Below are 18,864 nucleotides of genomic sequence, written 5' to 3'. Positions count from 1 at the left end.
GTGTTCAATTCATCGACACAGATCGGGGCTGTTCAATGCTGCCGGGAGGAATCACCTCGCGCGGTCCTGAATCCGGTAACCTGCAAATGACGGTTGTACCTTGTTGCAGCTTTGACATCAGGCGGACCGACCCGCCGTGCAGTTCCACAAAACTCTTCACCAGTGCCAGGCCCAGGCCGGGGCCGCGATGGCCACCCGCAAGCGGTTTCGCATTGAACCGTTCAAACGCCTTTTTCTGGAATTCATCATCCATGCCCCTGCCGTTATCAGCTACCCACAACAGTACATCGCTGCCGTCGCGCCGGGCGCCCATGCGCACTGTGGCGCCGGTTGGCGAAAAGCCGATGGCATTCGACAACAGGTGACCGATGGTCTGATGAAGCCGCCGGCTGTCGGCCTTCAGCGACCCGGCGTTTTCGGCAATCTCTATGTTCAGCGTCAGATCCCGTTCGTCGATACGCCTGGAGAAATCATTGGCGACATCCGACAACAGGTCTTCGACCGCAATCGTCTCCAGACGCAGTTCCATGGCGCCTGCATCAATGGTCGTGAGGTCTAGAATGGCGTCGATGACCGCCAGCAGATCATTTGATGATGACTGAATGTCGGCAACATATTCCGATTGTTTCGGAGCCAGTTCACCGGCAATACCGGCCGACAGCATCGAGGCAAATCCCAAGATCGAGTTCAGCGGCGTGCGCAGTTCATAGGACACATTTGACAGGAAGCCGGTCTTGAGCCGGTCTGCGGCTTCCAGCGCCTCATTGCGCTCGCGCAGTGCACGTTCAATACCCGAACTGGCAGTTACGTCCACATAGGTTATCAGCGTGTTGCCGTCGGGCAACGGCACGACATTGTAATCCAGCACCATGCCGTCCGGGCGGATCAGCCGGTCCTGAAGCGGTCTGCGGCTGTCGGACAGCGATGTAACGGCCAGCTTGACCTCGTTCCACATATCCTGCTGCGGCATCAGCCGGGCACATTGCTGAAACACTTCAACCACGTGCGGGCGTTTATCGAGAAAGGCTTCGTCCAGTTGCCAGAAACGGCCGAATGTCGGGTTGAAGAGTTTCAGGCAACCGTCTGTGCCAAACAGCGCCAGCCCTTCATGCATGTTGTCGATCGTCTCGCGCTGTACGCCGATCAGCTCGTTGTAGCGGCTTTCAAGCTGTATCTTCTCGGACACGTCTTCGTACAACACCGAGACCTCGCCGGAGCGCGGCTGCTCGGACACCACGCGCAGGGACCGGCCATCCGGCAGGTGCCACAATTCGTCCGGCGTATCCAGGCGCGCATAGGACGCAAGCTGCTCTGTTTTCCAGCTCCGGTAATTGGCCTGTTCAGGCAGTTTGCGTTCCTCGCGCAGCCGGTCGAGAATCTCGCCATGGCTGGGGTGCGTGTCGAGCCACTTTGTGTCCAGCGACCACAATTGCGCAAAGGCGGCATTGTAGAACGACAGCTTCTGGTCCGCTGCAAAGGTGGCTATGGCTGCCGTGATCTTGTTCAGCGTACTGGCATGGGAGCGAATCTGGCGATCCAGCTCCTTGCGGGTGTCTTCAAGGCGCGTCATGTCCAGCGCAAACGAGGCGGTCGTGTTGTCGAACGGCACTTCCACCAGTTCCAGAATGCGTTTGGCGCCTGCCACAACTGCGGCACCGCGGGAAATCGAGCGCTCGTTACCGGCTTGGGTAGAAACCAGCTTGAAGGCTTCCCGGTCGATGAGGGAAATGTTTTGCGAAATCACCTCGTCGATATCTGAATGTTCAATAGCGTCCATATAGGCCTGGTTTACCCAGACCAGGCTACCGGCCTCGTCGCGCAGAAACACCGGAAACGGCGCCTTGTCGAGCATTGAACTCAGCCGTTCAACCTGTTTGCCCAGGCGCCTGGCATCGAACATCAGCTCCTTTGTGTCGCGCCGTTCACCGGACAATGGCTTGATGCGCATGGTCGCGACACCGCCGGCGACGCGGCCGTCTGCTTCGACCAGTTCGCCATCCAGGGTCTTCAGGGCCATGTTGAACGGCGTACCGGCCGAGCGCAGCACATCCAGCCCGCTTTCCATGGCGCCGATGGATTCCTCATCAAGCCAACTGGAAAACTCGGCCAGATTTTCCAGTTCGGTATTCAGTTGAACCGTGCCGCGCAAATCACCGGTGATGGTATCCGGTGCACCCTGACTGGTCCGCCAGATGAACAGCACGCTTGGCTCGGCGTTGATGATGGCCTGCGCCTCGTTCAGGTCTGCTTCCAGCCCGGCAATTCTGGCCTCAGCTTCGGTTTTGCCCGTCGTAATGCGGCGCACTGCGATGAAAGCCCACAGCATCACAACTGCCGACAAAAGCAGGGTTGCAAAAGCATAGCTGTTCTGGACGGAAACCGTTGTATTCAAAAAGCTCTGGGCGACAGCATGGGACGGCAGCGCACACAATCCGGCTGTCGCGGCAACTATCAGTGTTGCCGCACATGACCCCCTGCCAGTGTCTCGCACAAAGTGCAAAGCGTTTCAGGCCCCCTGAAAACGTTTTTTCCTGGAGCACCCTCCAGTCAGACGGAATCACCTGACAGAAGAAAAGGTACTCGATTCCAAAGTGTTAGAGCAACTCTACGCATTAATGTGAATGCCTGTTGTCCCGAACGCAAAGCAACTTCACTCACCCATATCGGGGTTACTGCAGCATGCTGTGCGTCCCCGTGCGAATCGAACACGCAATGTCCCGTGACAGGTATAGCCGCATGGGAGCAAAAAGCACACTACCCCGTTGAAATCTTATCAACGGGACAGTGCGCTCTGGAAAACGTCTGGGGATATCGGAAACAGCGCCAGAGCAACATGGGTTCGATAGTACCTATAGAGTTGCTCTGTTACTTTGAAAGCGGTCAGGTTTATGATTTTTGGTTGGTTCAACCAAAAATCATGCTGATCTAGTAACGATAGGTTTCCGGCTTGAACGGGCCGTCCGGGGTGACGCCGATATAGCTTGCCTGCTCTTCGGAGAGCCTGGTCAGCTTGGCACCGATCTTGGACAGATGCAGCATGGCAACCTTTTCATCGAGATGCTTGGGCAGCACGTAGACCGAATTTTTGTACTGATCACCCTTGGTCCACAACTCGATCTGCGCCAGCGTCTGGTTGGCAAAGGAAGCGGACATGACGAAACTCGGATGGCCTGTCGCGTTGCCGAGATTCACCAGGCGTCCTTCAGACAGCAGGATCATCCGGTTGCCGGCGGGAAATTCGATCATGTCCACTTGCGGTTTGACGTTGGTCCATTTGAAGTTTTTCAGGCCTGCGACCTGAATTTCATTGTCGAAGTGGCCGATATTGCACACGATTGCCATGTCCTTGACGCGGCGCATGTGTTCCACCGTCAGGATATCCTTGTTGCCTGTTGCGGTGACAATGACATCGGCCCGTTCAATATCGTCATCCAGTGTCACCACTTCAAAACCGTCCATGGCGGCCTGCAACGCACAGATCGGATCGACTTCGGTGACCAGCACCCGTGCACCGGCACCGGCCAGGGACTGTGCTGACCCTTTGCCGACGTCTCCGTATCCGGCAACGATTGCCACCTTGCCGGCAAGCATGACGTCTGTGCCGCGGCGGATGGCGTCCACCAGTGATTCGCGGCAACCGTATTTGTTGTCGAATTTCGACTTGGTCACGCTGTCGTTGACATTGATGGCCGGGAACGGCAGATCGCCCTTCTTTTCCAGCTCATACAGGCGATGCACACCGGTCGTGGTTTCTTCGGACACGCCCTTGATGGCCGCACGTGCCCTGGTGAAGAAGCCCGGGTCGCGCTCCATGCGTTTGCGGATGGTCGCGAAGAAGATTTCTTCTTCTTCATTACCGGGATTATCCAGCACGGAAATGTCCTTTTCAGCCTTGGCGCCGATCAGGATGTACATGGTGGCGTCGCCGCCGTCGTCCAGGATCATGTTGGCTGTTTCGCCGTCCGGCCAGTCGAAGATCTTGTCGGCGAAATCCCAGTATTCCTGCAGTGTTTCACCCTTGTGGGCAAAAACCGGTATGCCGCGTTCGGCAATGGCGGCGGCGGCGTGATCTTGGGTCGAGAAGATATTGCATGACGCCCAGCGCACTTCTGCTCCCAGCGCCACGAGTGTTTCGATCAGGACAGCTGTCTGGATGGTCATGTGCAAGGAGCCGGCGATACGGGCGCCCTTGAGAGGCTGGGCAGTGCCGTATTCTTCGCGCACAGACATCAGTCCCGGCATTTCAACTTCTGCAATGGTGATTTCCTTGCGGCCAAATCCTGCAAGGGAAATATCGGCGACGGCATAATCGTTCGAGCTGGTCATGATCAGCAATTCCTGTGTGAATTGTGCAATAGGACTTTTATTTGCGCGCTCTATATCAGGACGCGGCCCGGATCGCAATGAACATATAAATAAATCTTTATATATCGCCTGTGGCAGCAGCGCTGTCGGCGGCATTGTCTTCCCGGTCTTCGCCAAACCGGTCGGCCAAAAGGGCGGTAATTGCTTCAACGGCGACCTTTGCATCTTTGCCGGTCGCGGCGACCTTGATGATGGTGCCGGTTGATGCGGCAAGCATCATCAGACCCAGAATTGATGTTCCCGGCACGCTTTGACCGTCATGGGATACTGTCACGTCGACATCGAACTGCTCGACGCATTTGACAAACTTGGCCGAAGCGCGTGCATGCAAACCACGGCGGTTGGTAATCTCAAGCTCGCGCACCGTCGTCATCGATCAAGCAGGCTTCCTGCCAGGTTTATGTATTTGCGCCCGGCATTCTGGGCTTCTTCGGCCGCCTTTTGCAAAGGCAGCGCCCCGCGCACACTGGCAAGCTTGATCAGCATTGGCAGGTTTGCGCCGGCCAGCACTTCTATCTCGCCGTCATCCATTGCCGAAATGGCAAGATTGGACGGTGTGCCGCCGAACATGTCCGTTACAACAACGACGCCCTTTCCGGAATCGACTTTCTTGATGGCTGTCAGAATGTCGTCGCGACGCTGATCCCCGTCATCGTCTGGCCCGATCCCGATGACTTCGATGTTTTCCTGAGGCCCCACCACATGAACCAGCGCATTGCACAGTTCCTGTGCCAGCCTGCCGTGTGAAACCAGTACGAGTCCGATCATATGTGCAAAGCCTGACTAGGTCCTTTGGTATCAAGTCTGTAAAATTTACCGGCAGCGGGCCGGTATTTTCGTTTTACGGATGGTTACATTACCGTTTCGGTGATTGTCTGCAAGGCCCGATCCAAGGATACTCACGAAATGCTTAAGGCCGCCAATCCCCAGTGGATGAGGGCCAGGGTGCGTACCTGTGCCGCTGCCGGCGGGGTTGAAAAGTCGATTTCGTGCAGCGGCAGGTTCCGGCCGCCCAGTTCTATGACCGCAGGCTCCGGCATCCGCTCGATATCTGCCGCGTCCGCATGGGCAACGACCATGTCGAGGCGCACTGGAAAACCGGATTTGGCGACCTTGACAATGCCTATGCCGCGCACTTCCAGCAGTCCGTCAATGGCGGGTGGCGCACTTGCTGTGAGGGCACCGTCCACGTCTTCAAGCAGAACCTGGTCGTCGCTCACCAGGTGTCCGCGGACGGGCTCCGCCGATCCGGCGCCGGAACCCGGTTGATCGATCAACTGCAGGGCCAGCGATGACTTGCCGGTACCAGGTGCGCCCAGTAGCAATATGCCGGCCGAGTGCCCTGCGCACGACAAGGCGATGCAGGTGCCATGTGTGGTGATAGGGGCCGGAACCGGGTTGTTCATGGTAGGTGTCAGGACTTGCGGCGAGGCAGGTCGGACGCAGAACGTTCAACCGGTAGCTGTACCGTAAAGCGGGCGCCCCTGATTTCAGCATCGCTGCCGGTGCCGGACTGGCCGCCATAGTGGTTCGATGCCCGGATTGTGCCGTGGTGCGCCTCCACGATCTGGCGTGAGATGGACAGGCCCAGGCCGGAATTCTTGCCGAATGAATTTTCCGGCCTGTCGGTGTAGAATCGCTCGAATACCCGCTCCAGGTTGGCTGGTGGAATGCCGGGTCCTGAGTCCTCTACGACATATTCCACACTGCGTTTTTTACGCCGCAGTGTCACGGCGACTTCACCGTCTGCCGGGGAAAACGAAACCGCATTGGCGATCAGGTTGCGCGTGACCTGGCCCAACCGGTTGTCATGCCCGTTTATTGTGAATCCGTCCTTGTCCGAGACCTCGCCTGGCAATGGTTCGATTTTCAGCGTTACCCGGGGCTGGTTTTCGCGCCGGGTCTCATTGGCCAGTTCAACAAAGGTCTCGAGCAGCTGTCGCATGTCGACCGGACCGGCCTCGCTGCGGGCCAGTTCTGCATCCAGTCGCGACGCATCGGAAATGTCGGAAATAAGCCGGTCCAGCCGCTTGACGTCATCCTTGACGATGGCAACCAGACGTTCACGCTGTTCCGGCGTGCGGGCATATTCAATGGTTTCAACGGCCGAACGCAGCGAAGTCAGGGGGTTTTTGAGTTCATGGGCGACATCTGCGGCAAACGCCTCGATGGCCTCGATCCGGTTGTACAGCGAACTGGTCATTTCGCGCAGGGAACCGGACAAGTGCCCGATTTCGTCGCGCCGCGATGAAAAGTCCGGGATTTCCACGCGCTTGGCATGGCCGCGGCTCACCGCGGCGGCAGCCCCGGACAGCCGTCTTATGGGCTCGGCGATATGGCCTGCCATCAGCAATGACAAAATGATTGTCACGAGCGAAGTGAACATGAAGATAAACAGGATGATCCGCAGGTCTTCGCGCAGCACCGCGTCAATCTCGCCGCCCGGCGTGGTCAGCACAAGCGCACCCTGAACGGCCCGGAACCGCTGCACCGGAACCGCAACGGCAACAATGATCTCTTTCTTCTTGTTGACGCGCACAACCGACACCGACGCCCCGTTCAGGGCAGCGCGGATTTCTTCAAACTCGCCGCCATTGGTGGCGGTATATTCCTTTTGTTCCTTGTATCCGACAGCGAAGAACCACTCGTTGAATTTGTCCCATAGCGTGTCGTACACGGAGTGTTCGTCTTTTGTGTCGCGCGGCGGCAGGTTGATCCGCAGGACCTCGCCACGCCCGTAGAAATAACGGCTGTCCACGATCATGGCGCCGTCACGGTCAAACAGGTGAGCGCGAATGTCGGTGTTTGATACCAGGCGCCGCAGTACGGGCCCGGCGCGGTCCGGGTTTACCAGGAAATCGGTCTGCCCCGAAGTTGCCGGCGCTGCCGCATTGGGGTTGAGCTGCTGTTCGATCAGTTGTTCCGGGTCGAGAATGAGCTGGTCGGTTTCCACTGAAACCGAAGAACCGACCGCAGCTGCCATGATCTGGGCCTGGGTCATCAGGCTTTGCACGCGGCTGTCAATCAGGCTCTTGCGGCTTTGATTGAAGAACAGGATGCCGAGGACCAGGATGATGAGGCCACACAGGTTGATGATCAGAATGCGGCTTGTCAGATGAGCCGGTGCGAAACGGTCCCACCAGGCAGCGGGCCGGGTCAACTGCTCCTCAGACGACATGTTTTCAGAAACCGCATGCTCAGAAACCGGAGTCGCCTGCTTGTTATGTCCAAGATCCGACTGGATCGTCATTGGCCGTCCCTGCTGAAACGCTGCCAGACCACCCCGGGTTCAGGTGAGCCCGGGATGGTCTGGTATTTTGCAAACAATCGGGTGATTTATGGTCGTTACAACCAGAAATCATCCTGATCTGGTCAATTCGCCCATCTTCCGCCGGGCATATTGGCAAGTCAACGATCACCAGCCACGTTGAGCTTACATCTCGCGGAACCGGTATCCAACTCCATAGAGCGTTTCGATAGCGTCGAAATCGTCGTCGACTACCTTGAATTTTTTGCGCAGCCGCTTGATGTGGCTGTCAATCGTGCGGTCATCAACATAGACCTGGTCGTCATAGGCGGCGTCCATCAGTGAATCGCGGCTTTTTACGATGCCCGGGCGCTGCGCAAGCGCCTGCAGGATCAGAAATTCGGTAACCGTTAGGGTAACGGACCTTCCATCCCAGGTGCTGGAATGGCGGTCCGGGTCCATCATCAGGCGGCCACGCTCGATAATCTTGCTGGCTTCTCCGGTAACCTCGATGCCTTCGCGGTTCTGTGCGCGGCGCAAAACTGCCTTGACGCGCTCGACCAGGAGGCGTTGCGAGAACGGTTTGCGGATAAAGTCGTCCGCGCCCATTTTCAGGCCGAACAACTCGTCAATTTCCTCGTCCTTGGAGGTCAGGAAGATCACGGGAAGGTCGGATTTCTGCCGCAGGCGCCGCAATAACTCCATACCGTCCATGCGTGGCATCTTGATATCGAAGATGGCCATGTCTGGTGGCGTGTCCTCCAACCCCTGCAGCGCGGCAACGCCGTCGGTGTAGGTGCTGGTGCTGTAACCTTCTGCCTCCAGTGCCATGGACACCGATGTCAGAATGTGCCGGTCGTCATCAACGAGCGCAATTGTTGGCATGCGTTTTCCCAATGCTTTATCTCCGTCCTGATGGCGAGCCGTAAAGACTGATCTGGCACAAATTGTGGCAGGATGTTTTACGTTGTCGCTAAGTAAAACATGGACGGAATATGGTGCCACTGCCAAAAGATAACAAGTGCGGGGGCCAAAACGTGAAGGCCGCGACAATCCGTCAGCCCCGGCAGCTTTGCGAAATTTGCCACAATTACGCTATCAACAGAAATCGCATATCATCCTTTTGACTGCTTGAAGGCGATCAAAAGATTGCTTAGTTTACTTTTTATACAGGGTTCAGTTGAGGGCGATGCGCCGTGAAATCACAACCCGTTTCATCCACAGAAAAAGAGATCACAGACGTAATGAACAAAGTCATGGCTGTTAGGTGCCGTGTGTCTTTCATTACTGTGTCAGGAGCAGCGCGTTGCAACACACAGGCCATTTCAATCCAGCCTTTCCTATAGAGACAACCCGGATCAGCGGGGCGCAGGAGGTTCACTACAACCTGAATGCCGCGCAGCTTTTCGAAATGTCGCTCAAGCTGAAGGAAGGCATGGTGACCGACAGCGGTGCGCTGGCAGTTGTTACCGGAAAGCACACAGGCCGGTCCGCCCAGGACAAGTTCATCGTTCGCGACGCCAACACGGAAGACAATATCTGGTGGGACAACAACAAGGGCATGTCTCCCGATCATTTTGCCGCCCTGAAAGCCGATTTCCTCGACCATGCCAGGGGCAAGCGCCTGTTTGTCCAGGACCTGTATGGCGGTGCCGACCCTGAACACCGCATCAAGGTCCGCGTCGTGACACAGTTTGCCTGGCACGCATTGTTCATCCGGTACCTGCTGCGCCGCCCGTCGCGAGACGAGGTGATGGATTTCACACCTGAACTGACAATCATCAACCAGCCCAGTTTCAAGGCTGATCCGGCAAAACACGGATCACGCACCGAAACGGTCATTGCCATCAATCTGAGCGAGAAACTTGTGTTGATCGGTGACAGTGAATATGCCGGCGAAACCAAGAAGTCGGTATTCGGCACGCTCAACTACTTCCTGCCTGAAAAAGGCATTATGCCGATGCACTGTTCGGCCAATGCCGGCGACGACGGCACATCTGCATTGTTCTTCGGCCTGTCAGGCACCGGCAAGACCACATTGTCATCAGATGCATCACGCACGCTCGTCGGCGATGATGAACATGGCTGGTCGCCAAACGGCATCTTCAACTTTGAAGGCGGTTGCTATGCCAAGACGGTAAATCTGTCCGCAGAAGCCGAACCGGAGATTTACTCGACCACACAGCGTTGGGGCTCGGTGCTTGAAAACGTCATGGTCGACGCCGACACGCGGACACCGGACTTCGACGATGTCTCGTTGACCGAAAATGGCCGGGTGGCCTATCCGATGCATTTCATTCCGAACGCATCGGAAGACGGGACCGCGCCGCATCCGAAGAATGTCATCATGCTGACCGCGGATGCCTCCGGTGTCCTGCCGCCGATCGCGCGCCTGACACCGCACCAGGCGATGTATCACTTCCTGTCCGGCTACACCGCCAAGGTGGCCGGCACCGAAAAAGGTGTCAAAGGCACCGTGGCGACGTTCTCGACCTGTTTTGGCGCGCCCTTCATGCCGCGCCACCCGAGCGTTTACGGTAATCTGCTGAAAAAGCTGATTGCCGAACATGGTGCCACATGCTGGCTGGTCAATACCGGCTGGACCGGCGGGCCGTACGGTGAAGGCCACCGCATGCCGATCAAGGCAACCCGCGCACTATTGGCCGCCGCGCTTGACGGCAGTCTCAACAACGTGCCGATGCGCACCGATGCATCCTTCGGTTTCGAGGTGCCGATGTCTGTCCCGAACGTGGACAGCGCAATTCTGGATCCGCGCAGCACCTGGGCTGATCCGGCAGCCTATGATGCAAAGGCCAGCGAACTGGTTGCCATGTTCGTGGATAATTTCGAGAAGTTTGCCGAACACGTCGACACCGAAGTACTGGCAGCGGCACCGGCAGTGCGTGACGCTGCCGAATAGGGCCTGATAACCCGGTGTGGGTTGCTGAATACGTGAACGGCGGGCGCCCTCACGCCGTATCGTGGCTGGCGCAGATTTTTGCGGCTTCGGTCTTGGTGATAGGCTGTTCAAACAGCAGGCACCAGTGTTTGCCCTTGACGTTGTCAGGGGCACCGCCTTCACGGAAATACCGGCACGTGTCGCATGACCCGAAACTGGGCAGGCCGCGCGACTTGATGATCTTGTTGACCAGTTTTTGTGACCCCGAAGCGAGTTTCTTGCGGGTTTTGGGTCCGCTTGCCTCAATCATGGAGGACACTTGCTGCCATGGGTCGTCGCGCAGTTTGGCTTCACCTTCTGCGGTAAGCGCCAGTACTACCGAACGGGCCTGGCCCGGCCTTGGCGCCTTGCTCAGCAGCCCCTTTCGTTCCAGGGCAATCAGGGTTTGCGATATCGTGCCCTTGGTTGCAGACAGGTAACGGGTCAGGAAGGCTGGAGCATTGGAGAAGCGATTGCATCGCGACAGGTAACGCAACGCTTCCCACTGCGCCGGATTTAGGTCTGACGCATGCTCCTGTGCCCGAACCAGGCGGCTCAAGCGCTCCAGCAGGATAACCATATCGTCGGTACTCACGTCACTGGCCATCATGCCCCCCAGTCATTTTCAAACATATAAACGGTTTCGGTGTCGACTCAGATCACTGAGAGACTATGAAACTCAATTGTCACAATCAAATTGGTCAGAGATAAGGAATTAGAAGTAAAAGGCTATCCGGCAGGCGGGTTGTGTCATATGGCCCAAGTAAAAACATATACCTCACCGCGAAAAATTGGAATTTGCTCTGACAGCAATGCCAAACGTACGTGATTTTGGCGTGCGTTTCACTTCTATGCAGGTAAAAGAGACTTATACGTCCGGCGTATAGGCGGCTGTTTTTCGCCAAATATTTCTATTCGCTGAAGGGGGAAGTGGACTTTTGCTGCGGCTAGCATCAATGGCGGCTCTGCGGACAAAACGGCCATTGAGTTCTCCACACCCAATGGCCGCATTCAGGTTTTATCTAAACTCAAACGCCTCGACGTGAATGGCTTTGCGCTTCACGCCTTCTTTCTTGAGATCTTTCATGAGACCTTCGACCATCGGCTTTGGCCCGCAGATGAAATACTCATAGTCCGTTAGCGGGTCGGGCAACTTTTGCTTTGCCACATCGATACGGGCAAAGTCTCCTTCATCGGAAAACAGAGGATAGATCGTTATGTTGTGCCGATCCGTAGCAATCGCTTCGAGCTCTTCGATGAATATGGCTTCTTCCTTGTTGCGGGCCGCATAGGCGAAGTGGACTTCCCTGTTGTCTTCCTCGTCCATCGCACGGAGCTTTGAGAGGAACGGGGTCAAACCAATGCCTCCGGCGATCCAGACCTGCCTTTTGGAACTGGTCTTTGAGGCATCGAAGCGCCCATAGGGCCCACGTACCACAACCTCGCCACCCGGCTGCAACTCTTCGCGTACCTTCCTGGTCCAGTCGCCGAGCACCTTCATGGTGAAGCGCAAACGGTCTTCATCCGGCGCGCTAGCGATTGTGAACGGATGCGGTTCTGACCAGTCTTTGCCTTGGATTTCGACAAAGGCAAACTGGCCCGGCTTGAACTTCAGCATGTCGCCGACCGGTTTCAGCACCACTTCCGTGGCACGCTCCAGCGAGTTCACCGCTTCGATAGTGAAATGCTTGGCCGTGCGCTTGTTCATGCCAAACATCGTATAGACAAGCGCGATCATGCCAATCAGCCCCGCCACGATGAGCAGGATGCCGGCGGCGCTAAACTGTTCAAAAAAGATGCCTGGCGCATTCATGAAGTGGCCGATCACGAGAATGTAGACGAACGCCATGACCTTGTGCGGATTGCGCCAACGCGAATAGCTGATCTTCCGATTGAGCGCTACGAACAGACCAATCACCAGAAGAACCATCGCAGCCATGCCAATCTGCGCCGAGGGAAAGGTTGAGTTGAGAACAGGATCGACACCAGCCGGAAGCTCTTTTGGAATGCTGAAGAAATGTACCAGAGCAAAAACTGCAGTGAAGGTGCCCGCAACACGATGTACCTGATACATCCGGTCCAACCCGCCGAACATCTCTTCGAAGATCTCCAGCCGGGTGGCCAACACGACGGACCAGGTCATTAGCAAGAAGCTGGTCCCGCCCAGCAAGGTTGAAAAGGTGGTTCTAATGGAATGCTGTTCAGGTACAAAAACCAGGTGCAATACTACAAATGCGACCAGGACAGCGATGACGGCATTGATACCTTGGAGACGTAGCATGACTGATCCTCCCTATTTGCTGCTTGAGGCGCCGACATATCCAGCGCGCACTGCACAGAAGAGACCGAGAATGCCGACGATGGTCCGGAACCAGTGCATCTGTTGCCAGGTTGCGAGCTCGGCGGTAATGGCGTCGGGAGTCAGTGTTCCGCCTGCAAGAAGCGGGTTGGCAGTTCCGAAATAGATCGGAACGCATATGAGCATGATGAGTGTGGCTGCGGCACCTGCTGAGAGCCAGAGCTTGTTCGGCAGTTTCTTCCAGAGCGCGAGCCCTGCCGCCACGAACATTGAGCCCGTCCCCAAAATCGTCAGGGCGATCATAGTGCCGCCCACTGTGGGCAGACTTGTTGCGAAGACTTGGGTGAAGTCTGCAGGGTCGAGCGAACGCCAGTACGGCACAAGCCCCGTGGCGATCAGCACCATGCCGCCTGCCAGCAGTCCAAATAGGGTGGTTGCGATTTGTGAGAGTATCTTCATTTTTAGCTCCTTGAGGTTTGCTTAGGGTTGAATTCAGCGCGCAAAGGTTCATCCGGTGCAGAGCATCGGTTAGGCTTCGCTGGTTGTGGGATTGGCGGTTGCTAGATCATCCCCAGGGGAGAGATCGCCGCAGCTCGGGTTCTATTCGATCTGTTTGTTGAGCTGCTTTCGGTAGTCCGAAGGTGTTCGGTCGGTCCATCTTTGGAACGCGCGTCGAAAGGCCCGTTCATCTGAGTAGCCAAGCAGGAACGCGATTGAACCGATATCATTGCGATTGTCGCCAAGCAGCTCTGTCGCCCTGTGCTCACGGACCTTGTCGATCAAACCTTGCACGGTTGTCCCATGCTCTGCGGTTATTCTCTGGGCCGTGCGGACACTCATATTAGCGGCAACCGCGACACTCGTCGTTGTGAACACGCCCGCTTCTGCGTTCTCCGCAGCCGCATTTCGCAGTGCTTTCAGTTCCCTTGGCTCTTTGGCGGCTTCAATTTGCTTCTTGACGCCGGACAGGTGGGTCTGAACGTAGTTGAACAGCTCGACATTCGCTTGCTTGATCCGCTCATTCAGCTTTTTCGGTTTAATGACGAGGCTGATCTCTTGTGCGTTGAATTCGACTGGTACGCCGAAGTAATCGACATAGTGGTCAACGTCGCTATGCGGTGCATGTGAGAACGTGATGTGTTTAAAACAGTCAGGGATACCAAGAAATTCAGTGAAGAGCCGCGCGATCAAGGCTGAGCCGATTTCCGCAGAGCGGCCACCATCCATGTGATTCATCGGATGACTGGAAATCAGTTTTGCGCCCGAGGGGCCTTCGTGAAACGTCAGTTCCAGCTGGTCGGAAATCACCGTGCAGTTCTTTGCCAGAAGCTTTGTTGCTGCCCGAAGGTCATCTGCATAACGCGCACCGTCAGCCAGGCCGCCAAAGAATGAGAAGGGAGCCGCGCGGGCAATGTCCAGTGTAGTCGGCTCCCCGGGAAACCGTTCCCCGATCAGCGCCATAATCCTCGGCATCACATCTTCCGGAGGACGGGCCTCGGGGTTCATCAAAACATTGCAAGAGATACCGGCTGCTTCCTGAACCTCAGTTATCGTCAATCCGCGAGAGAGTGCAGACGCGACAACCGACATAACGGTTCCATTGCTGACTGTCGTCACGATCGGACCTCCGTGCATTCTGTCCGGGTCAAAGTACGACTCGCTCTAAGGTGACGTCTGTCGGAACAAAGCATCTCGTTCCTGTCAGGTTTCTGAAAAAAGCGTTTCATCTCAACCCTCTGGATGTTCGTTGTTGAGATAAGAATGAACGTCTGCGGCACAGATTTATAGGACAATACTCGCCAAATGCCGGACAATACTCGCCAAAAGGGGTCATTTCCTGCCAGCGCACCGGAGATTGAGGGGGGACTTCGCACAGTATTCGCCGGTCATATCAGCGGGCAAATTTGAAGAATCCTGACATTCGGACTCCGTGCAACAGTCGGTAGGTATGCGCTCAGTGTTGCCGTTCGCTGCGCGACACACGAAAGGCAGCAAAGGACCGTCAGTGCCGTTAGAATAACACGAACCGCTCCGTCTCAATGGGGATTGTAAACGAGTCCAAGCAGACAACGCTCCGCTCAATCATCCTCCCAGCGGAACGCATCGCCATGCACTTTTACGCGGCCTATGGACGGTAACGCGAAATGGTTGCCCAGCACTTTCCGGTCCGCTTCGGTTGCATCTTCCAGCAATTTCCGGCGCGAGACAGCGGCCATGTCGGCGTCCGTATCATACTTGAAATGCCAGTCCGGCCGCCAGCACTGGGCTGATGTATGCAATGCATCGCCGGTGATGATCGCTTCGGCAGCACCGCTTTTCACCAGCACTGAAACATGCCCCGGTGTGTGGCCGGGCGTGGGGATCAGGGTAACGTAGTCACCAAGCATGTGTCCTGCCTCTACAAGCTCGGTCTGACCGGCTTCAATCACCGGCAGAACGCTTTGCGTAAAAGCGTTACCTGCTGAGTTGCGGAAAAAGGCTTCATCCGCGGTGGGCATCAGGTAGCGCGCATTGGGAAAAGTCGGGACCCAGCGGCCATCCTCAAGCCTGGTGTTCCATCCGACATGGTCGGTATGAAGATGTGTGCACAAAACATAGTCCACATCTGCAGGGCCAATGCCGGCGGCAGTCAGCGCTGCCATGAAACGGTCATCCGACCGCATGTTCCAGTCCGGCGTGTTGGGATTTGATTTATCATTGCCCACACAACTATCGACCAGGACGGTGTGTGAGGGTGTTTTCAGCAAAAACCCCTGTATGGGCAGGATCAGCCGTCCCGTCGCGGCGCACAACTGGTGTGGAACGTGTTCCTTTATGGTTTCCCGCGCGTCCGGTCCGGCCGTTGGAAACAGGTCTTCAGGGCTCAGATAAGGCCCGTTTATCTCCAGAATACGCCAGACCTCGACGTCACCTATTCTGCACAACATGCGAAGCTTTCCTGTGTTCTGTTATTCGGGGTATTTGATAGCACATCCCGGTTCCATGCCAGCTACCGGGCGTTGTACTGCAGCGATCTGGCTGACACCTGCGGGCGTTGAGCGCTTCCGCTATGTTGCCCGCCTTATCGTCCGATCGATAAGGTTGTTTACCAGTGCCGGTGTTTCGATTGAAGAGGAATGGCCCGCACCCTTGAACACGACCAGTTCCGACCCTTCGATTGCTGCATGTATGCGCTCGGCTTTCTCAGGTTCCGTGGCTGTGTCCTCATCCCCGACACCAATGCCGACCGGCATTTTGATATCGCCCAGAAGATCACTGCAACCGTTACGGTCAATCACACCCGACACTGCCCGGGTTATGCCCGAGCGGTCATTGCTTCCGATCGCGTTCGCCCACCGTCGCTTTTCCTGCACGCGGGTTGGGTCGCCCAGGAACGTCCGGCCAAACATGATCGGCATGACGCGGCCAATAACAGCCCACAGCCCGATCCAGCGCGCAACAATGTTGAGCATCCGGTATTTCGGTCCGTTCTCAACGGGTTCAGGGTCGGCAGAGGTATCCAGAAGGGTGAGCGTTTTCAGCAACTCCGGCTTTCGCGCGGCCAGACGCATGCCGACGAAACCGCCCATGCTCAAACCGACAAAGTGGCAAGGCGCGATATCCAGATGGCCGATCAGCGCTGCGGCATCCGCCGTCAGCGTGTCCATGTCGTATCCGTGCCTGGTTACGCCGCTCAGGCCCTGACCGCGATGATCGAAAGTGATGCAGCGATAGTTGGCCCGCAGATGGGTGACCTGCTCATCAAACATGGTTCCGTTCAGCAAGAGCCCGTGCGAAAAAACGATGACCTCTCCGGCGCCACCGGTGTCGGTGAAATGAATATGTGCACCGTTCAAGTCAACGTCAGGCATTCTGGCAGTTACGACAGAGGCCGCGCAGCTCTATGGTGGTTTTCTTCAAGGCAAAATGGCCTTCTTCGGCAAGAAGCTTGAGCCTGTTGGCGAGGGCGTTATCGGTGATTTCGTTCACCTGCCCGCAACTCTCGCAGATCATGAAGGCGATGGTTTCGTGGTCATCGCAATCCGGATGGCGGCAGGCAACAAAGGCATTGAGGCTTTCAAGGCGATGAACCATCCCGAATTCAACCAGCTTGTCGAGTGCCCGATAGACCTGCAACGGGGCGCGAAAACCATGATCGCGAAGCTGGTCCAAAATGGTGTAGGCGCTGAGCGGTCCGTTCGACTTTGTCAGCGCGCCCATGACCAGTGACTGGTTTTTGGTCAGGTCCGCGGATGGGTGAACATGTTCATTCATGGCCTGGTTTCTTTCTGGGGTTCGGTTGCAGGTTTTTCCGGTCCATTACTCTTAATCGGGCTGCGCGAAAATGCCGGCAGGACTGACAGCACGAACAGGCCCAGGGCAGCCACCACAATGCTGGGCCCGGCGGGTGTGTCCCATTCCAGCGAGCCGAACAGACCGCCAACAACCGATGCCGCACCAATGCCAGCCGCCAGAAGCGCCATCTGCTCCGGGCCGGACGCAAACCGGCGAGCGGCTGCGGCGGGAATGATGAGCATGGCGGTGATCAGCAACACGCCCACGATTTTCATCGAAATGGCAATGACGGCGGCCATCAGCAACATGAAGATGATATTGGCGCGTTCCGGGTTCATGCCTTCGGCTTCCGCCAACTCGCGGTTGACAGTTGCGGCAAACAGTGGCCGCCAGATGGCTGCAAGCACTGCCAGCACCACCGTACCGCCCAGCCAGACAACAGCGATGTCCGTTTTGGAAACCGCAAGGATGTCACCGAACAGGAAGCCCATCAGATCTATGCGGATCCAGGTCATGAAGGCGAGAACAACGAGGCCCAGCGCAAGTGCGGAATGGGCCAGAAGGCCAAGCAATGCGTCGGCAGAAAGCGTTGCACGTTTCTGAAGCAGCAACAGCGCAATGGAGACACAGGCCGACACGCCGAAAACCGCCAGTGTGATGTTGACCTCAAACAGGAAAGCCAGCGCGACACCGAGTAGTGCTGCATGCGAAAGCGTGTCGCCGAAATAGGCAAGCCGCCGCCAGACAATGAAGCAGCCGAGCGGGCCGGCCACCAGGGCAACGCCGATGCCGGCGACAAGCGCGCGGGTGAAAAAGTCGTCAAGCATCGTGTTTCCTCTCGCCGTCATGAGAGGAATGGCTGTCGCCCGGCGAGCTCTCGCGGTGATGATGGCCGTCTTGCGGGTGGCAATGGTCCGTGATGGAGCCATCGCCATGCTGCACACGGCCGTCAGGCAGATGCGAATGATCGTGGTGATGCTCATAGACCGCCAGTGTCGGCCCGGCCCGGGCGCCGAACAGCGCCTTGTATTCGGGGCTTGAGGCGACCACGGTTGGCGTGCCGGAACAGCACACATGCCCGTTAAGGCAGATCACCCGGTCAGTGGCTGCCATGACGACATGCAAATCATGGGAGATCAGCAGGATGCCGCAATGTATCTCGTCCCGAATGCGCTTGATCAGGTCATAAAGGGCAATTTCGCCGGTGAAATCCACGCCCTGGACGGGCTCGTCGAGAACCAGCAGATCGGGCTTTCTTGCAATGGCGCGCGCCAGCATGACGCGCTGGAACTCGCCGCCCGAAAGGGTGCGGACTTCCGCCGTTGCCAGATGACTGACGCCGGTGGCTGCCATTGCTTCATCAGCCTCATCAACGCTGGCATGCCCGGTCAGCCGCATGAAACGGTGTACCGTCAATGGTAATGTCCAGTCGACTGCGAGTTTCTGCGGTACATAGGCAATCTTCAGGTCTGGACGGCGGAGGATCGTCCCCTCATCGGGTTTGAGAATTCCAAGTGCCATTTTGGCTGTTGTAGATTTTCCTGAACCATTCGGCCCGATCAGCGTGACGATCTCACCCGCATCAATGGAGAATGCCACGCCGCGCACGAGCCAGCGGCCGGCGCGGTTTATGCCGGCATTGTCCAGTGTGACAAGTGATTCAGGTCTCTTCAGCATGGCCGCCCTGCAGGGTGTCTTGTTTTTTGTGGCGAAGGGTATTGCCACATCTTATCGCACACG

17 protein-coding genes are annotated in these 18,864 nt (G+C 56.8%); 1 reads left to right on the top strand and 16 read right to left on the bottom strand.

Going from position 1 to position 18,864, the window contains the following annotated elements:
- Nucleotides 1-4 precede the first annotated feature (4 nt).
- From DHN55_RS03045 to DHN55_RS03015, 7 genes are all read right to left on the bottom strand, one after another.
- Entirely contained in the window at nucleotides 5-2,326 is a 2,322-nt protein-coding gene (locus DHN55_RS03045) for an ATP-binding protein (RefSeq protein ID WP_337659861.1), read from the bottom strand.
- A 599-nt stretch (nucleotides 2,327-2,925) separates the two neighbouring features.
- The gene (gene ahcY / locus DHN55_RS03040) at nucleotides 2,926-4,326 is read right to left on the bottom strand and encodes an adenosylhomocysteinase (protein ID WP_108881679.1); all 1,401 of its coding nucleotides are present in this window, start codon (nucleotides 4,324-4,326) and stop codon (nucleotides 2,926-2,928) included.
- 97 nt (nucleotides 4,327-4,423) lie between these two features.
- Nucleotides 4,424-4,738: an HPr family phosphocarrier protein gene (locus DHN55_RS03035; protein WP_108879906.1), complete on the bottom strand. Its 315-nt coding sequence runs from the start codon at nucleotides 4,736-4,738 to the stop codon at nucleotides 4,424-4,426.
- The gene (locus DHN55_RS03030) at nucleotides 4,735-5,133 is read right to left on the bottom strand and encodes a PTS sugar transporter subunit IIA (RefSeq protein WP_108879905.1); all 399 of its coding nucleotides are present in this window, start codon (nucleotides 5,131-5,133) and stop codon (nucleotides 4,735-4,737) included. The genes DHN55_RS03035 and DHN55_RS03030 overlap by 4 nt, the downstream gene beginning before the upstream one ends.
- A 131-nt stretch (nucleotides 5,134-5,264) precedes the next feature.
- Entirely contained in the window at nucleotides 5,265-5,771 is a 507-nt protein-coding gene (locus tag DHN55_RS03025; protein ID WP_108879904.1) for an aldolase, read from the bottom strand.
- A gap of 8 nt (nucleotides 5,772-5,779) precedes the next feature.
- Entirely contained in the window at nucleotides 5,780-7,615 is a 1,836-nt protein-coding gene (locus DHN55_RS03020; protein WP_108879903.1) for a stimulus-sensing domain-containing protein, read from the bottom strand.
- Nucleotides 7,616-7,798: 183 nt separating this feature from the next.
- A complete protein-coding gene (locus DHN55_RS03015) occupies nucleotides 7,799-8,497 on the bottom strand; it encodes a response regulator (protein WP_108879902.1) in 699 nt (232 codons plus the stop codon).
- Nucleotides 8,498-8,918: 421 nt separating this feature from the next.
- Here DHN55_RS03015 and DHN55_RS03010 point away from each other — a divergent pair, with 421 nt between their 5' ends.
- Complete coding sequence (locus DHN55_RS03010; protein WP_108879901.1) at nucleotides 8,919-10,532, top strand: phosphoenolpyruvate carboxykinase; 1,614 nt, start codon at nucleotides 8,919-8,921, stop codon at nucleotides 10,530-10,532.
- Nucleotides 10,533-10,581: 49 nt separating this feature from the next.
- Here DHN55_RS03010 and DHN55_RS03005 read toward each other — a convergent pair whose 3' ends face one another.
- The 9 genes from DHN55_RS03005 to DHN55_RS02965 all read right to left on the bottom strand — a co-directional run bounded on the left by DHN55_RS03005 (nucleotide 10,582) and on the right by DHN55_RS02965 (nucleotide 18,801).
- Nucleotides 10,582-11,145, bottom strand: coding sequence for a MarR family winged helix-turn-helix transcriptional regulator (locus DHN55_RS03005; RefSeq protein ID WP_337659859.1), 564 nt, complete (start codon nucleotides 11,143-11,145; stop codon nucleotides 10,582-10,584).
- A gap of 423 nt (nucleotides 11,146-11,568) precedes the next feature.
- Nucleotides 11,569-12,831: a ferric reductase-like transmembrane domain-containing protein gene (locus DHN55_RS03000; protein ID WP_108879899.1), complete on the bottom strand. Its 1,263-nt coding sequence runs from the start codon at nucleotides 12,829-12,831 to the stop codon at nucleotides 11,569-11,571.
- 12 nt (nucleotides 12,832-12,843) lie between these two features.
- Nucleotides 12,844-13,308: a hypothetical protein gene (locus DHN55_RS02995; protein WP_108879898.1), complete on the bottom strand. Its 465-nt coding sequence runs from the start codon at nucleotides 13,306-13,308 to the stop codon at nucleotides 12,844-12,846.
- Nucleotides 13,309-13,449: 141 nt separating this feature from the next.
- Complete coding sequence (locus DHN55_RS02990; RefSeq protein WP_337659858.1) at nucleotides 13,450-14,466, bottom strand: AraC family transcriptional regulator; 1,017 nt, start codon at nucleotides 14,464-14,466, stop codon at nucleotides 13,450-13,452.
- A gap of 461 nt (nucleotides 14,467-14,927) precedes the next feature.
- Nucleotides 14,928-15,776 carry an MBL fold metallo-hydrolase gene (locus DHN55_RS02985; protein ID WP_337659857.1) on the bottom strand — a complete coding sequence of 283 codons (849 nt, stop codon included), beginning with the start codon at nucleotides 15,774-15,776 and terminating at the stop codon, nucleotides 14,928-14,930.
- Nucleotides 15,777-15,896: 120 nt separating this feature from the next.
- Nucleotides 15,897-16,700, bottom strand: coding sequence for an alpha/beta fold hydrolase (locus tag DHN55_RS02980; protein ID WP_108879896.1), 804 nt, complete (start codon nucleotides 16,698-16,700; stop codon nucleotides 15,897-15,899).
- Nucleotides 16,693-17,103 (bottom strand): transcriptional repressor, encoded by a 411-nt coding sequence (locus DHN55_RS02975; protein ID WP_108879895.1) that lies wholly within the window; start codon nucleotides 17,101-17,103, stop codon nucleotides 16,693-16,695. The genes DHN55_RS02980 and DHN55_RS02975 overlap by 8 nt, the downstream gene beginning before the upstream one ends.
- Nucleotides 17,100-17,951 carry a metal ABC transporter permease gene (locus DHN55_RS02970; protein WP_108879894.1) on the bottom strand — a complete coding sequence of 284 codons (852 nt, stop codon included), beginning with the start codon at nucleotides 17,949-17,951 and terminating at the stop codon, nucleotides 17,100-17,102. The genes DHN55_RS02975 and DHN55_RS02970 overlap by 4 nt, the downstream gene beginning before the upstream one ends.
- Nucleotides 17,944-18,801 (bottom strand): ATP-binding cassette domain-containing protein, encoded by an 858-nt coding sequence (locus DHN55_RS02965; protein ID WP_108879893.1) that lies wholly within the window; start codon nucleotides 18,799-18,801, stop codon nucleotides 17,944-17,946. The genes DHN55_RS02970 and DHN55_RS02965 overlap by 8 nt, the downstream gene beginning before the upstream one ends.
- Between the last annotated feature and the right edge of the window lie 63 nt (nucleotides 18,802-18,864).

It is taken from the genome of Anderseniella sp. Alg231-50 (genome assembly GCF_900149695.1).
Taxonomy (GTDB): Bacteria; Pseudomonadota; Alphaproteobacteria; order Rhizobiales; family Aestuariivirgaceae; genus Anderseniella.
Note: the sequence above shows the minus strand (reverse complement) of the source record. Positions and strands in the feature narration are given on the sequence as shown.

Bases quoted from the DNA above. Each gene is read 5' to 3' on its own strand.
- DHN55_RS03025 (WP_108879904.1), bottom strand. From the start codon at position 5,771: ATGAACAACCCGGTTCCGGCCCCTATCACCACACATGGCACCTGCATC.
- DHN55_RS02995 (WP_108879898.1), bottom strand. From the start codon at position 13,308: ATGAAGATACTCTCACAAATCGCAACCACCCTATTTGGACTGCTGGCA.
- DHN55_RS03045 (WP_337659861.1), bottom strand. From the start codon at position 2,326: ATGCTGTGGGCTTTCATCGCAGTGCGCCGCATTACGACGGGCAAAACC.
- DHN55_RS03020 (WP_108879903.1), bottom strand. From the start codon at position 7,615: ATGACGATCCAGTCGGATCTTGGACATAACAAGCAGGCGACTCCGGTT.
- DHN55_RS02985 (WP_337659857.1), bottom strand. From the start codon at position 15,776: ATGTTGTGCAGAATAGGTGACGTCGAGGTCTGGCGTATTCTGGAGATA.
- DHN55_RS03030 (WP_108879905.1), bottom strand. From the start codon at position 5,133: ATGATCGGACTCGTACTGGTTTCACACGGCAGGCTGGCACAGGAACTG.
- DHN55_RS03015 (WP_108879902.1), bottom strand. From the start codon at position 8,497: ATGCCAACAATTGCGCTCGTTGATGACGACCGGCACATTCTGACATCG.
- ahcY (WP_108881679.1), bottom strand. From the start codon at position 4,326: ATGACCAGCTCGAACGATTATGCCGTCGCCGATATTTCCCTTGCAGGA.
- DHN55_RS02965 (WP_108879893.1), bottom strand. From the start codon at position 18,801: ATGCTGAAGAGACCTGAATCACTTGTCACACTGGACAATGCCGGCATA.
- DHN55_RS02975 (WP_108879895.1), bottom strand. From the start codon at position 17,103: ATGAATGAACATGTTCACCCATCCGCGGACCTGACCAAAAACCAGTCA.
- DHN55_RS02970 (WP_108879894.1), bottom strand. From the start codon at position 17,951: ATGCTTGACGACTTTTTCACCCGCGCGCTTGTCGCCGGCATCGGCGTT.
- DHN55_RS03035 (WP_108879906.1), bottom strand. From the start codon at position 4,738: ATGACGACGGTGCGCGAGCTTGAGATTACCAACCGCCGTGGTTTGCAT.
- DHN55_RS03000 (WP_108879899.1), bottom strand. From the start codon at position 12,831: ATGCTACGTCTCCAAGGTATCAATGCCGTCATCGCTGTCCTGGTCGCA.
- DHN55_RS02980 (WP_108879896.1), bottom strand. From the start codon at position 16,700: ATGCCTGACGTTGACTTGAACGGTGCACATATTCATTTCACCGACACC.